The following is a 13,855-nucleotide window of genomic DNA, read 5'->3' on the forward strand; positions in this document are numbered from 1 at the left end:
TTTTCTTGGCATGATGCAGGGGAAACAACGTTGCGCTGTGAGGCTGTATCTTTAGCTATTTCATCTTAAGTCAATATCCGCTTATTCTTCGGCATGTTTCCTTTTCAAGGCTTTAGAGATGTGGGGATAAGCAGATATATTGTTAAATCGTAATGATTACGATATAGTAAGCGAAGGATTATACAGATTTGATCCTGTACCAAATAAAGGAGTGGATGAAGATGTTGTATGATTGCGCGATAATTGGTGGAGGTCCTGCTGGATTAAATGCAGCACTTGTATTGGGAAGGGGAAGAAAAGAGGTTCTTCTATTTGACGATAATACCCCACGCAATGCGGTTACGCAGGAATCTCATAATTTTATTACTAGAGATGGCATCAAACCAGCCGATTTTAAAAAAGCAGCACATGCAGATCTAAAAAAGTATCCTAGTATATCCTTACAAAAAGAGCGCGTGCTGGATATTAAACAAAATTCCTCTTCATTTCACATTCAAACAGAGAGTGGTCAGGGGTATGAAGCTAAAAAGATTATTCTCGCAACCGGAATGAAAGATATACTTCCTGACATCGAAGGAATCCACGATGTCTTTGGAACCAGCCTATTTGGCTGCCCTTTTTGCGATGGCTGGGAATTGAAAGATATTCCACTTGTTTATATTGCAGATCAGAAGCATGCTTTTCATGGTGTAAGAATGCTCTCGAATTGGAACAGGGATATTGTTATTTGCACAAATGGAAAGGAAATCTTTTCCTCAGAGGAAAAAGATATATTAGCGCAAAAGCAATTCCAAGTGGTGGAAGACGAAATCTTACGAATAGAGAGAGAGAATGGGCAATTAAAGAGCGTTCAATTTAAGAATGGCAACTCGCTTCATAGAGAGGCAGGTTTTGTTGCACACGACATGCAACAGGCAACGCCTTTTGCAGAGCGCCTCGGTTTGGAGCTGAATGATCTAGGAGGAATAAAAATAGATTCACATAACCGTACAAGTCTAAAAGGAGTTTACGCCTGTGGTGATAGTACATTTGCCCTCTTTCAACTCGTAATTGCCGCCAGTGAAGGGAGCAAAGCTGCGATTTCTGTAATCAGTGACTTTGTGGATGAAATGTTTTAAGAGGATGTTCAAAAAGTCCGGTAAAAATGACACTTCGAGATAAAGCATCTTCGACTAAGTACCGAACACGCACTTTAAGCTTTCTTTTATCCCGCATTAACTGGCTGTAAGACCCCCACTTCAAGAATTCGTGGAAAAAACCTAGAATTGTAAGTGGGGGATCAACAGCCAGTAAAATCCCGATTTGTTCGGGCCGACAGGAAGTTGGTCACAAAGGCGTTGCGACAGGACGTCGCGAATTTAGCCTTTGATCTTCTAAAATCAGTGGGGGATGAAGGAAAACCCCACTGATTGAAGTTGCACTTTATTGTAGAAAACCGGAATTTCTAGAAACAAAGAACTAAGAGTAGATGAGACTAAGAATTAAATCGTAATGATTACTATTTACAAGAGAGGGAGAGTAAGGTATAATGAATCCCAATTCGTAATCATTACGATTTAAATGACTGAAAATAAAGAGTCAACACTGGAAGGAGTAAAATCATAATGGCTAAGAAGTCTAAAATTGCAAAAGAGAAAAAACGCCAGAAAATGGTTGCACAATATGCAGAATTAAGAAGAGAACTGAAAGAAAGAGGAGATTACGAAGCACTTCGTAAATTACCACGGGATTCTTCTCCAACGCGCTTAAAAAATCGTTGCGAGGTTACAGGCAGACCACGCGGCTATATACGGAAATTTGAAATGTCCCGTATTGCTTTTAGGGAATATGCTCATAAAGGACAAATCCCTGGTGTGAAGAAATCCAGCTGGTAGCAGCGACATCCTATTTTCCCTCTGTATGATCGCTGGTACAAAAACATGTAAGAGCTGAAAGAAAAAGAATGCTTCCACCCTGTTTGGGGAAAGCAGTTTTTTTCTTTGCAGGATAAGGAGGAAAACGATTGTCACAAGAGACCCCCATTCCGGTAACCATCTTAACCGGCTTTTTAGGCGCCGGAAAAACAACACTATTAAATAAATTGTTACATGACATGTCTGGACAAAAAGTAGCTGTCATCATTAATGAATTTGGCGACACTTCCATTGATGGTCAACTTGTGATCCCAACAAGGGAAGAAATCATTGAAATAAACAGCGGCTGTATTTGCTGTAATGTACGTGGCGATTTAATTAACCTATTAAGTAATTTAATCAAACAAGAAAAGCATTTGGATCGGATTGTGATTGAGACAACGGGCATGGCCAATCCAGCTCCAGTCATTCAAACTTTTCTAATGGATAAACAAACAGCAAAGTCATTTGACATTGACAACGTGATTACGATGATAGATGCACGCCATATACAGCAACATTTACACGAAGATGAGCCGAGTGAACAGATTGCTTTTGCTGATATTTTACTTTTAAATAAGGTGGATCTCATTACAGAAGTTGAGAAACAGGAACTGGAAAAACAGCTGATTGCTATGAATCCAAATGCGAAGCGGCTATATTCTACATATGCAAACGTAGAAACGGAGGCATTAATTGGGAATAAATCCTTTGACTTAGACAATATTTTAAAAATAGATCCCAAGCTATTAACGGAAACACATCACCATCATCATAATCATCAAGTAATATCTTTTGTATTGCGAGAAGATCGTCCGCTTGACTTGGAGAAAGTGAATAAATGGTTTTCCTATTTAGTCCAAGTGAAAGGGGAAAGTTTATATCGCTACAAGGGTGTGCTTTTTATTAAACAGCTTGAGAGAAAAATTGTGTTTCAAGGGGTACACATGCTGTTTGTTGGTACAGAAGGTGACATGTGGGCGAAAGATGAAAAACGGCAAAGCGAGGTCGTCTTTATTGGAAAGCATTTGAATCATCAAGAATTGCAGGAAGGCTTTCAATATTGCCTTGCTTAATTTTTTGAGATTTAAATCGTAATTATTATGATTTAGGAGGGGTACTGTGAATAAAATATATGATGTCATTATTGTAGGAGCTGGCCCTTCAGGAATTGGTATCGCAGCTATACTGCAACAAATGAAAGCATCCTATCTGGTCTTGGAAAAAGATGAGATAGGTGCTTCTCTTTTGCGTTGGCCTAAGGAAATGAAATTTATTACGCCTTCTTTTCCTGCGCAAGGATTTGGCCAGACAGATTTAAACGCGGTTATTCCAAAAACTTCTCCAGCCTATACACTTGATATGGAGCATCCTACTGGAGAGGCTTATGCGAAATACCTAGATGTAGTGGCCGAACACTTTGAGATAGCTATAAAAAAAGGGGTTCACGTAAATGAGATAAACAAAAAGGATGCCATTTTCTCACTCGATACATCCGCTGGACAGTATCAAAGTCGTTTTGTTGTCTGGGCGGGAGGGCAATACCAATATCCAAATTTAACTCCTTTCCCTGGTGCGGACCTTGCTCGTCACAATAGTCTGATCTCATCCTGGCAAGATCTCGATGGAGATGATTTTATCGTTATCGGAGGCTATGAAAGTGGCATGGATGCAGCCTATCACTTAGGGAAGCTTGGCAAAAAGGTCACCGTTATTGCCAAGACGAATACATGGGAAGTCGATAATAGTGATCCCAGTATTGCTTTATCGACCTATACCTATAATCGGGTCCGACATTTATTTGATTCTGGTTTAGTGACCGTGGCAGGTCAGACAGCCGTCACTCAGATCAAAGCAACTGGTTCAGGATATGAAGTCTATACAAATGATGGAAAAGTCTATTTTACTAGAGAAAAGCCCATCCTGGCTACGGGTTTCAAGGGAAGTACAAGCAAAATTGAAAACTTGGTGACACGCGGACAGCATGATGAAATGCTAGTAAATGAAAAAGATGAATCGACTACAACTCCTGGTCTATTTCTGGCGGGACCAGAGCTGCGGCATGATGATCATATCTTTTGTTATATTTATAAATTCCGTCAACGGTTTGCGATCATAGCAGAAACGATTGGCCAACGCTTAAACTTGGATTTATCTATTCTAGAAATGTATAAGCAAGAAAACTTCTATTTGGATGATCTATCCATGTGCGGAGAGATGTGCCAATGCTAGATCACAGCGAAATATTCCCGCTTCTTCAGACAGAAGTCCTGCTGATCGGGTATGAATCGGTCGGGAAATCCGGTCTGTTTCGTGAATTGACCGGGGAAAAGAGAGCAGTGGCTAGCAATGTAAAAGGGTCTACCATATCTGCTTTAAAAGCTCCCTGTAGATTAGCCCATCATATCCAGTTAACAGATCTGCCCGGACTTCAATTGGATACGGACAGTAAGAGTACACAATTGACTTTAGATCATCTGCGGGGAGAGGCGGCGCTTTTGGTGGTTGTAAAAGCGACCCATTTGAAAGAAGAGTTGACCGAGCTGCAAGCAGCGCTGAATTTAAAAGGAAAAAAGGTGGCAATTGTCGCAACACATCGGGATAAATATTTGCCAACTCAGGCCGAACAAAATCGGATAAGGGAATTATTGCAGCTCCCCGTTGTTTGGATTAACACGCGGGAGATGAATGAAATGGCACAGGAAGAAGTGATAGCATGCGTTGGGGAGGCCAAGGTTTGGGGGGCTACGAAAAGCATCCTCGACTTTCTCCCACCCTCTCCCCATGCTATCAATCAATTAATCCCGGTATTTCGGTTACCAATAGCAGGTCCAATGCTAGCTTGCTTATCTATTTTTGCTATATTTGCCTTGCCTGTATTTGGTGCCTACTTATTTGTCAGTTGGCTGGAGCCAATAGCGGAGAAATATCTGCTTACCCCCATTATTTCTTGGGTGGATCAAGCTCCTTCTTTTCTAGCTGATGTTATGGTGGGCGATTATGGGTTAATTACTCTAGGCTCCTATTCATTTTTGTGGGCTTTTCCAGTTGTGTTGCTGATTAGCGTTATGACAAGTATCACTGAAGAAACTGGTATACAGGAGCACATAACAAGCGCGCTGGATCCATGGCTGCGCAAAATTGGTTTGACAGGCAGGGATTTACTCCCCGTTATTACTGGATTTGGCTGTAATGTCGTTGCTGTTTTTCAAAGCAGAAGTTGTAGCAGTTGTACTCGCACATCTTGTGTTTCACTGATTGCATTTGGCTCAGCCTGTAGTTATCAAATAGGAGCTACACTGTCTATTTTTAATGCAGCTCATGCCCCCATTTTATTTGTTCCTTATTTGTTTACGTTATTTATAGTCGGAGCGATTCATACAAGAATTTGGAATCGGAATGCGGCAAACAATCTGACACGTATCGCTCCACTTCCTTATATTCAAAAAATAAATTGGCAGGCATTTTACTGGAAAGTTGCTGGATCGATCAAACAATTTTTATTGCAAGCAATGCCTATCTTCTTAATCATCTGCCTTGTTGCTTCTGTGCTACAAGCAATAGATGTGTTATCGATGTTCGGCTGGCTTGCCATGCCATTATTATCTCTATTTTCCCTTCCAGCAGAGGCAGCACCAGGCTTAATCTTTTCTTTTATCAGAAAGGATGGCTTGCTTGTCTTAAATGAGGGACAGGGCAGTCTATTAATGAACATGTCAATCAGTCAAATATTTATTCTTGTTTACTTAGCTTCTACACTTTCTGCGTGTCTAGTGACATTATTTACGATTGGTAGGGAACTAGGCTGGAAGACTGCCTTATCTATCGGTGGAAAGCAAATGCTGACAAGTGTTATAAGTGCAGGTTTGCTAGCTGCTGGCTTGTATTTCTTATTTTAAAAGGAGGACGAACGAATGAAAAAGATACCTGTAACAGTATTAAGTGGTTATTTAGGGGCTGGTAAAACAACTTTATTGAACCACATTTTACATAATCGGAAAGGATTAAAGGTAGCAGTGATCGTCAATGACATGAGTGAGGTCAATATTGACAGTGAGCTGGTTCAATCCCAGGGCGGTTTTTCACGGACAGAGGAAAAGCTGGTTGAAATGTCCAATGGCTGTATTTGCTGTACGTTGCGAGAGGATTTATTAGTAGAGGTTGAAAAACTCGTGAGAAAAGGAGATGTTGACTATATTCTAATTGAATCTTCTGGAATTAGTGAGCCAGTTCCAGTGGCTCAGACATTTTCTTATATTGATGAAACAATGGGGATTGACCTGACAAAATACTGCCGCTTGGATACGATGGTCACAGTGGTTGATGCAAATCGCTTCTGGCATGATTTTGGATCTGGTGACTCGCTTCTTGACAGAAAACAAGCGGTCAGTGAAGTGGATGAACGAAATATTGCTGATTTATTAATTGACCAGATCGAATTCTGTAATGTACTTGTACTAAATAAAACCGATTTGGTAAAAGAGGAAGATTTACAGAAGCTGGAGCAGGTAATTCGCAAGCTACAGCCTGAAGCGAATATTATCCGGACACAACATAGTAAGATAGAGCCAGAAGAAATATTAAATACCGGTTTGTTTGATTTTGAAAAGGCGAGTGAATCAGCTGGTTGGTTAAAGGAACTAAATGAAGGAATTGAAAATCATACTCCAGAAACTGAAGAATATGGAATTGGTTCATTTGTATATACATCAAGGTTACCCTTTCATACCGAGCGCTTGGTCAGTTGGTATCAAGATTTACCGGAAGAGATTGTCCGAATAAAAGGGATAATATGGTGCGCCACACATCATGATATAGCATTATTGCTCTCTCAAGCAGGTCCTTCTGTAGAGGTGGAGCCATTGGCTTACTGGGTAGCTTCACTACCGAAAGCCCGCCAAAAGGAATTAGTTGAAAATAATCCGGAAGTCAGAGAGTTATGGGATCCTCAATATGGAGACCGCCACACAAAGCTTGTTTTCATTGGCATGGATTTAGACCGCGAGCAAATAACACAGGATTTGGACCGTTGTCTGTTGAGTGAGTCGGAAATGAGTGAGGATTGGTCACAATTTAGAAATCCATTTCCTTGGAAATTATCATAATTAGGAGCAAATAGAGATGATTTTATCAGGAAAAACAATAGAACAGTATGTATCTGACAACCAGTTGTCCATCACCCCTTTCCAAGAATTAAGTATTCAACCGGCCTCGATTGACTTGCGTCTAGGAGAGGAATTTCTAGTCGTTGACGACATATCCACTCCTTTTTTATCGGTTGAGCAACCAGCAAATTATCAGGAAATAGAAGTAACAAAGGAAGGGGTTATAACGATCCCGCCCCAAACCTTTATGTTAGGAACCACATTGGAACAAGTTGGTCTACCGAATCATTTAACTGCTTTTGTGGAGGGAAGGAGCTCAGTAGGAAGACTTGGCGTTTTTATTCAAAATGCCGGTTGGATTGATCCGGGTTTTTCTGGTCAAATCACCCTGGAATTGTTTAATGCGAACCGTGTGCCAGTCCAGTTGCAAGCCGGTATGCGCGTATGTCAGTTGGTTATTGCGCAAGTGGATCAGGCGACAGAAGGATATCGTGGAAAATATGTATCTCAAAAGGGTACTACACCTAGTCGTATCTATCTGGACCGGGAAAGAGAGGAGAAAGAAGGATGAGTAAAAAAATTCCAGTGACGGTTTTAAGTGGTTTTCTTGGGGCCGGTAAAACATCGTTGCTTAATCATTTGCTTGAAAATCAGCAAGGGTTAAAAATAGCGATTATTGTCAACGACATGAGCGAGATTAATGTGGATGCAAAGCTCGTCAAGGAAGGTGGCTTAGTTAGAACAGAAGAAAATATGGTGGAAATGACAAACGGCTGTATATGCTGCACCTTACGGGAAGATTTGATCGTAGAGTTGGAAAAATTAGCAAAAATGGATATTGACTATGTATTAATAGAATCAAGTGGAGTATCGGAACCGATCCCGGTGGCGCAGAGCTTTGTATATGCTGACGAAGAATTAGGAGTTGATCTGCAGACCCTTTTCCAGCTTGATACTATGGTAACTGTGGTGAATGGGCAACAGTTCTGGGAGGACTATCGATCCGAGGATTTGCTAATGGATCGGAAAATGCATGTGTCCGAGGATGACGAAAGAGGGATTGTTGATTTACTAATTGATCAAATTGAATTCGCCAATGTGATTGTTTTAAATAAAGTAGATAAGATTTCGGATCAGGAGATTACGGAGTTAAAGCATTTACTCAATACGCTAAATCCGGATGCGAAAATCATTCCGGCCACATTGGGCCAAATCGATCCAGCACAAGTACTGAATACACGCCAGTTTGATTTTGAAAAGGCCAGTCAAGGAGCGGGCTGGATCAAAGAATTAAATGAGGAGCATATACCAGAAACCGAAGAGTACGGGATCAGTTCCTTTGTCTATAGATGCAGAAGGCCATTTCACCCAGAGCGGTTTCAACAATGGTTGGAGAATTGGCCATCAACAATACTGCGGGCAAAAGGCTTCTTCTGGCTAGTAACAAAAAATGATGTAGCTGGATTCTTATCCCAAGCAGGATCAATGATAACTCTAGAAGACGCTGGCAGATGGTTAGCCAGTTATTCTCAAGAAGAACAGGAAGAACTAAAAGCAGAAGATCCAGATTCCTTTGTGGACTGGGATGAGGAAACAGGCGACCGAATGACAGAGCTCGTTTTTATTGGCAGTAATATGGATAAGCAACATATTATTGATTCGTTAAAACAATGCTTAGTGACAGAAGAAGAAATGGAAAAAGTAGTGTAAAACTAAGTCAGATAAACTCGGCCTCCAATAAAGGAACCACTTCTCTACGGTGAGCGCCCTACCAGTCTTTATCAGATTAAACACAGGGGAGTGGTTCATAAGAGTTGGTCTATGAACCAAAAATCAGGTAAAAAGGCAGGAAAAAGGTTCATAGAGAGGGTCTACGGACCAAAAATGAGAGTAAAAAGCAGGCAAGTGGTTCATAGGAGTGTCTACGCATCAAAAAACAGATTAAAAAGCGGAAAAATGGTACGTAGAGTGGTCTACGCACCAAAAACAGGTTAAAAAAGCAGAAAAGTGGTGCATAGAGTGGTCTATGCACCAAAAATAGGTTAAAAAGTAAAAGAAATGGTTCATAGGAGGTGTCTACGCACCAAAAAACAGATTAAAAAGCGGAAAAATGGTGCGTAGAATAGGGTTGCCTGCATGGCTAGTTCTACATCGCAAATGTACTATTTAAATGGGGGCAGATTAGCCAAGTCATGTACTTTAAGTTCATATTGACAGTATAAATGCAAAATGTTATTATCATTTTATAAAATGATAATGTATATGAAATGAGTTTCAATGGTGAATGTCATAAAGAGGAGAATGATTTGATGTTTAAAGTTAGTAAGATAAATACATTATTCCTTTTAATGATTTGCGTGTTTATCGCTACGACTGCATTTGGTTTGCTTATCCCGTTATTACCGGCCTTTATGGAGAAATTTAATTCAAACGGACAAATGATGGGATTATTAGTTGCTACTTACGGTATTATTCAGTTATTTTTATCTCCCATTGCTGGACGGTTTGCTGATCGCTATGGGCGAAAAAGAATTATTGAGATTGGTTTAATTTGTCTTACTTTATCTCAATTGCTCTTTGCTTTTTCTTTCCACTTTTGGGTGCTTTTTTTGGGAAGGTTTTTAACTGGTATTGCTGTCTCCCTGTTAATTCCCGGTGCTATGGCATGTATTATTGATATAACGACAGAGGAAGAACGTGCTAAGGGGTTAAGTTTTCTTAATGCTTCCATATCATTTGGTTTTGTCATAGGGCCTGGTATTGGGGGCTTTCTAACAACGTATGGTTTATATATACCTTTTTACTTTGCAGCCATTCTTTCCTTTCTTTCCTTTTTACTGTCATTTTTTTTACTACCTGAAACATTAGAAAAAAAGACACAGATGACGAAAGCAGACACCGCTACACCTCAACCAATGGTACAGCAATTATTGCGCTCCATTCGAGTACCTTACGTTGTTCCGTTGCTTTTGGTATTTCTCTATAGTGTATCTTTATACATTTTTGAAGCAATTTTTGGCCTGTTTGTTGACAAACAATTCGGCTATACGGCAAAGGATATTGCGTTGGTAATTACAATTGCAGCATTTGTAAGTGTTATGGTGCAACTGTTATTAACGAATAAACTCGTTTCCTTCTTTGGTGACTTGAAGATTATGAACGGAACAATGATAGCTGGAGGGGTTAGTTTTTTCTTTCTCTTATTCACCACACGCTTTTGGAGTATCTTATTGCTGACTTGTTTACTATATACAGCAACATCCATTCTGCGTCCAATTATCAATACAGTGCTATCCAAATTAGCTAATAATGAGCAAGGATTTATTGCGGGTATGAACAATGCATATGTAAGCCTAGGAAGTATAGTAGGGCCTATATTAGGAGGGATTTTATTTGATATTAACACTTATTTCCCTTATGTAATAGGAGTATTAGCCTTTTTGGCTGGTACAGTGTTTTTAACATGGAAACATAGATCCTTTATACCAACAAGATCTAAATCGTGAGAACAAATTATTTAATAAAAACTAATAGGAGAATCTTTCGTATTTAATCAAACAAAAGGTTCTCTAATTTATTCTATTATATGGAATATGGAAACGAATTCAGCTATAACAATTTGAGAAAATGGAAGATATGTGAAATTTGTGGTTCATGATTAAGCGGTCATCCAGATATTGATTTTGATTCTTTAGAAGAACAAGAACCCGAATATATAGAAGAAAAAAGAGAAGTTATTAAGGAGTGAGGAATTGTCGAATTTTGAAGAGAGTGTAAAAGATATATTAGAACAAATCACTTCAGAGCCATTCATTATTATGATGTGTGGTGTAGCAGGTTCAGGGAAGACTACATTCGCAAAACGGATGGAAACAGAAGGGTTTGTACGTCTTTCAATTGATGAAGAGATTTGGAAGGTTAATGGACGTTATGGAATAGATTATCCTGTAGAGAAATATGGCGATTATCAAGTCGATGCTGAAAGAAGACTTCAAAATCAATTGATACGTCTAATTCAGGATAAACGAAAGGTTGTGATTGATTTTAGTTTTTGGCAAAAAGCCAAACGAGATGGATACAAACAGCTAATTGAAAAAGCTGGTGGTGAGTGGAAACTTATTTATTTAAAAGTTAGTCCTGACATTATTCGCAAACGGCTGGATATACGGAGTAAAAGGTTTGATGCAAATGCAGCTTTTCCTATCACGGAAGGCACTTTAACATCTTATTTAAACGGCTTTGAAGTGCCTTCATGCGAAGGGGAAGTAATTATAGAGTCAATATAAAAAGTATTTAAGGGGCGTATCTAAAATACAAGGAATACTATAACCTGAAAGGAAGTGCCTTTTATGTGATTTCCTTCATTGGGTTACTGGTTAAATAAACCATCGATGATTGGCAATATAAATTGGAGGAGATACAAGATGAGTTTTCAAGTTATGACTGGAGATCAAGAGTTACGATTGAATATTTCGGGATGGACAGCGGCTTTGACCTTGAGGAAAGAGATCAAAATACCTTATAGCTCAATTGAAGAAATTCGGGTGGGGAAATTTCATTTTCCGTGGGCGGCGGCTATAAAGAGAACAGGTATCACAACAACTGGTTATAAAGCTGGAATATTTATAATTGAAGATAAGAAATACTTTTTAGCCTATCATCATGCAGATGAAGTAGTCATGCTTCGATTGAAGGGATATGAGTTTGATCATGTTGTATTTGAAAGTGAAAACCCTAAACAAGTGGTTCACGAAATGATGAGAAATTGTCCTTCAATCAGTCTTAAAGAGAACGGGCAAAGAGAGGATGAAATATAATCGAAAAACTAACTCCCATTCTAATTTTAGTGCATGACTTGGCTCCGGGTTGATTGCTGGATTGTTCTTTGCATTTTCGGCATTTGTTATGAAGGCCCTATAACGGCTTACTCCAGAACAAGGGATTTCAGCAATGCAGTCCATAAATAGCGCTGTGCTAAATCGGCTATTCTTTACAGTGTTTATAGGGACATCTCTTGTTTGTATCATACTTGTGATTATTTCATTATTCAATTGGCAAGAACCGAATGTCATTTATATATTTGCTGGTAGCTTGTTTTATCTTCTGGGAAGCTTGCTGGTTACGGCGGTATGTAATGTCCACTAAATGATGCATTAGCCAATATAAGAGCTACAGATGCAGAAAGTTTGGAGCTATGGAAAGATTACTATTTGAAATGGACGGCATGGAACCATGTTCGGACCATTTCAAGTTTGCTCTCATTAGCACTATTCGTCTTCGTTCTTTGGCGAATTTAGAGTAATGGAATGGGGGTGAGGCATTATATGAGTTCCGAAGATTTTATCATGTCCATATAGTGAAAACAATTGGCTTTCTTGAACAAATGCCAAACAGAACATGAATATACTAACATTAATGATCGCGTAATAAGACTAGCTCATAGAAGATTAGAGGTTGAACAGGTTTGAAATTGCTTCTTGCTACCTCTACACAGAAATATTAGGAATATAGTTATAGTGATGGATGTTCAGGAAAAGGAGTGATGTTTAAATGCTAGAGTTTTCAACTTTAGGAACATTTGTTGTAGTGGTTTTAGGCTTGTTTTTGGTACCTGGTCCTGCGGTGCTTTTAACTACATCCAGCACGATACGAGGCGGTAGAAAAACAGGGATACTGACAGGTTTAGGCATTGCAACAGGTGATTTCATACATACAATGTTTGCTGCTATGGGGCTGTCTACCATTTTGATGACTTCAGCTGCTGCATTTAACCTTGTCAAATATGCTGGGGCAGTTTATTTGATTTATATGGGGCTTAAAGCTATTGCAGAAAAGCCTAATAAGCAAGTCCTTCCTTCGTTTCAAAGACATCAAGTCTTCAAACATACGGTCAAGCTGTATTGGCAGAGGTATTGAATCCAAAAACGGCTATTTTCTTTTTAGCTTTTCTACCACAGTTTGTCCATCCTGAAAAGGGTTCTGCGATTGTCCAATTTTTATTGCTAGGTTTGATATTTGTGATCATGAGCTGTCTTTACACAACCTTGATTGCTATCAGTGTTCGACCCATTGGCCGTTTGATGAAGCGAACTGCCAAACTTGGACAATGGAGCGGGAAATTTGCAGGTTTGATTTATATTTGGTTAGGTGTAAAAGTAGCCTTTCAACAACGATAAAAAAATCGTATGTGATCATGGAAATTGTGTCTGATCGCCATTATTGGCGGAGGAACAGCGGGAATCAATATGAATGAGGCTTCTGAAGAAAGAGTGTAGGCCAGCACAAACAGCTTATCGATTGAATAGCCGGTTGTTCTGGCTAGTGCTTTCGGTTTACCCAATTTTCTATTACTTGTCCGATTGTTAAGGAGTTTCTCAACGAATCGGACAATGTGAATATGCTAATCCATCGACTTTTTTCTTTGGGGAATTTTACCGATCGTATCGGTACGAACATAACAAATTCCCTTTTCCTCCCGATCTAACCAAAATTTGAAAGAAATCAATGAGATATCAATCCATTCTCTATACACTTTTCTACAGCCTGGTCACGATTGCTTACACCAAGTTTCGCGTACATTTCGGACGCATAGTTCCTAACTGTACCCTCCGATAAATAAAGTCTGGCGGCAATGGCCTTATAACGCATACCCTTGGCTAAATAGCGAATAATTTCAATTTCTCGAGATGTCAGGCCATAATCATTTTTGGCATGTTTACCACCTGTAACAATTTGCTCCTTCAATTTTTCAAACACCTGATTAGCAATTTCATGGTAGATAATGGTATCTCCACGGTGAATGAAATGAAGGGTATCAATGAGCTCTTTTGCTTGAATAGACTTAAGTAAATAGCCATT

16 protein-coding genes are annotated in these 13,855 nt (G+C 39.4%); 15 read left to right on the top strand and 1 reads right to left on the bottom strand.

The window, feature by feature from the left end:
- Positions 1-221: 221 nt before the first annotated feature.
- From KI375_RS19225 to KI375_RS27830, 15 genes are all read left to right on the top strand, one after another.
- The gene (locus KI375_RS19225) at positions 222-1,118 is read left to right on the top strand and encodes an NAD(P)/FAD-dependent oxidoreductase (RefSeq protein ID WP_212975058.1); all 897 of its coding nucleotides are present in this window, start codon (positions 222-224) and stop codon (positions 1,116-1,118) included.
- A gap of 486 nt (positions 1,119-1,604) precedes the next feature.
- Positions 1,605-1,874, top strand: coding sequence for a 30S ribosomal protein S14 (gene rpsN, locus KI375_RS19230; protein WP_212975059.1), 270 nt, complete (start codon positions 1,605-1,607; stop codon positions 1,872-1,874).
- A 128-nt stretch (positions 1,875-2,002) separates the two neighbouring features.
- Positions 2,003-2,968: a CobW family GTP-binding protein gene (locus tag KI375_RS19235; protein ID WP_212975060.1), complete on the top strand. Its 966-nt coding sequence runs from the start codon at positions 2,003-2,005 to the stop codon at positions 2,966-2,968.
- Between the two features lie 46 nt (positions 2,969-3,014).
- Positions 3,015-4,124 (top strand): NAD(P)/FAD-dependent oxidoreductase, encoded by a 1,110-nt coding sequence (locus KI375_RS19240; protein ID WP_212975061.1) that lies wholly within the window; start codon positions 3,015-3,017, stop codon positions 4,122-4,124.
- Positions 4,118-5,791 carry a nucleoside recognition domain-containing protein gene (locus tag KI375_RS19245; RefSeq protein WP_212975062.1) on the top strand — a complete coding sequence of 558 codons (1,674 nt, stop codon included), beginning with the start codon at positions 4,118-4,120 and terminating at the stop codon, positions 5,789-5,791. Before KI375_RS19240 ends, KI375_RS19245 begins: the two co-directional genes overlap by 7 nt.
- A gap of 15 nt (positions 5,792-5,806) precedes the next feature.
- Positions 5,807-6,997 (top strand): GTP-binding protein, encoded by a 1,191-nt coding sequence (locus tag KI375_RS19250; protein WP_212975063.1) that lies wholly within the window; start codon positions 5,807-5,809, stop codon positions 6,995-6,997.
- 16 nt (positions 6,998-7,013) lie between these two features.
- On the top strand, positions 7,014-7,568 hold the full coding sequence (gene dcd / locus KI375_RS19255) for a dCTP deaminase (protein WP_212975064.1): 555 nt from the start codon (positions 7,014-7,016) through the stop codon (positions 7,566-7,568).
- Positions 7,565-8,707, top strand: coding sequence for a GTP-binding protein (locus KI375_RS19260; protein ID WP_212975065.1), 1,143 nt, complete (start codon positions 7,565-7,567; stop codon positions 8,705-8,707). Before dcd ends, KI375_RS19260 begins: the two co-directional genes overlap by 4 nt.
- A 111-nt stretch (positions 8,708-8,818) precedes the next feature.
- On the top strand, positions 8,819-8,992 hold the full coding sequence (locus KI375_RS19265; RefSeq protein ID WP_212975066.1) for a hypothetical protein: 174 nt from the start codon (positions 8,819-8,821) through the stop codon (positions 8,990-8,992).
- Positions 8,993-9,306: 314 nt separating this feature from the next.
- Positions 9,307-10,503, top strand: a complete 1,197-nt coding sequence (locus KI375_RS19270) for an MFS transporter (protein WP_212975067.1) — start codon at positions 9,307-9,309, stop codon at positions 10,501-10,503.
- A 246-nt stretch (positions 10,504-10,749) separates the two neighbouring features.
- Positions 10,750-11,283 carry a P-loop nucleotide/nucleoside kinase family protein gene (locus tag KI375_RS19275; RefSeq protein WP_280528663.1) on the top strand — a complete coding sequence of 178 codons (534 nt, stop codon included), beginning with the start codon at positions 10,750-10,752 and terminating at the stop codon, positions 11,281-11,283.
- 138 nt (positions 11,284-11,421) lie between these two features.
- Positions 11,422-11,814 (top strand): PH domain-containing protein, encoded by a 393-nt coding sequence (locus tag KI375_RS19280; protein ID WP_212975068.1) that lies wholly within the window; start codon positions 11,422-11,424, stop codon positions 11,812-11,814.
- A gap of 369 nt (positions 11,815-12,183) precedes the next feature.
- Entirely contained in the window at positions 12,184-12,294 is a 111-nt protein-coding gene (locus tag KI375_RS28020; protein ID WP_374706872.1) for an anthrone oxygenase family protein, read from the top strand.
- A gap of 253 nt (positions 12,295-12,547) precedes the next feature.
- Complete coding sequence (locus KI375_RS27825; protein WP_306419841.1) at positions 12,548-12,913, top strand: LysE family translocator; 366 nt, start codon at positions 12,548-12,550, stop codon at positions 12,911-12,913.
- Positions 12,898-13,173, top strand: a complete 276-nt coding sequence (locus tag KI375_RS27830) for a LysE family translocator (RefSeq protein ID WP_306419842.1) — start codon at positions 12,898-12,900, stop codon at positions 13,171-13,173. Before KI375_RS27825 ends, KI375_RS27830 begins: the two co-directional genes overlap by 16 nt.
- 325 nt (positions 13,174-13,498) lie before the next feature.
- On the opposite strand, the gene KI375_RS19290 is transcribed toward KI375_RS27830, so the two are convergent.
- Positions 13,499-13,855, bottom strand: a 357-nt coding sequence (locus KI375_RS19290) for a response regulator transcription factor (RefSeq protein WP_212975069.1), incomplete at its 5' end; no start/stop codon positions are given.

The organism is Bacillus sp. J14TS2 (assembly GCF_018333015.1).
GTDB lineage: Bacteria > Bacillota > Bacilli > Bacillales > Bacillaceae_C > Lederbergia.

Bases quoted from the DNA above. Each gene is read 5' to 3' on its own strand.
- KI375_RS19270 (WP_212975067.1), top strand. From the start codon at position 9,307: ATGTTTAAAGTTAGTAAGATAAATACATTATTCCTTTTAATGATTTGC.
- KI375_RS27825 (WP_306419841.1), top strand. From the start codon at position 12,548: ATGCTAGAGTTTTCAACTTTAGGAACATTTGTTGTAGTGGTTTTAGGC.
- rpsN (WP_212975059.1), top strand. From the start codon at position 1,605: ATGGCTAAGAAGTCTAAAATTGCAAAAGAGAAAAAACGCCAGAAAATG.
- KI375_RS19225 (WP_212975058.1), top strand. From the start codon at position 222: ATGTTGTATGATTGCGCGATAATTGGTGGAGGTCCTGCTGGATTAAAT.
- dcd (WP_212975064.1), top strand. From the start codon at position 7,014: ATGATTTTATCAGGAAAAACAATAGAACAGTATGTATCTGACAACCAG.
- KI375_RS19250 (WP_212975063.1), top strand. From the start codon at position 5,807: ATGAAAAAGATACCTGTAACAGTATTAAGTGGTTATTTAGGGGCTGGT.
- KI375_RS19245 (WP_212975062.1), top strand. From the start codon at position 4,118: ATGCTAGATCACAGCGAAATATTCCCGCTTCTTCAGACAGAAGTCCTG.
- KI375_RS19265 (WP_212975066.1), top strand. From the start codon at position 8,819: ATGAACCAAAAATCAGGTAAAAAGGCAGGAAAAAGGTTCATAGAGAGG.
- KI375_RS19280 (WP_212975068.1), top strand. From the start codon at position 11,422: ATGAGTTTTCAAGTTATGACTGGAGATCAAGAGTTACGATTGAATATT.
- KI375_RS19260 (WP_212975065.1), top strand. From the start codon at position 7,565: ATGAGTAAAAAAATTCCAGTGACGGTTTTAAGTGGTTTTCTTGGGGCC.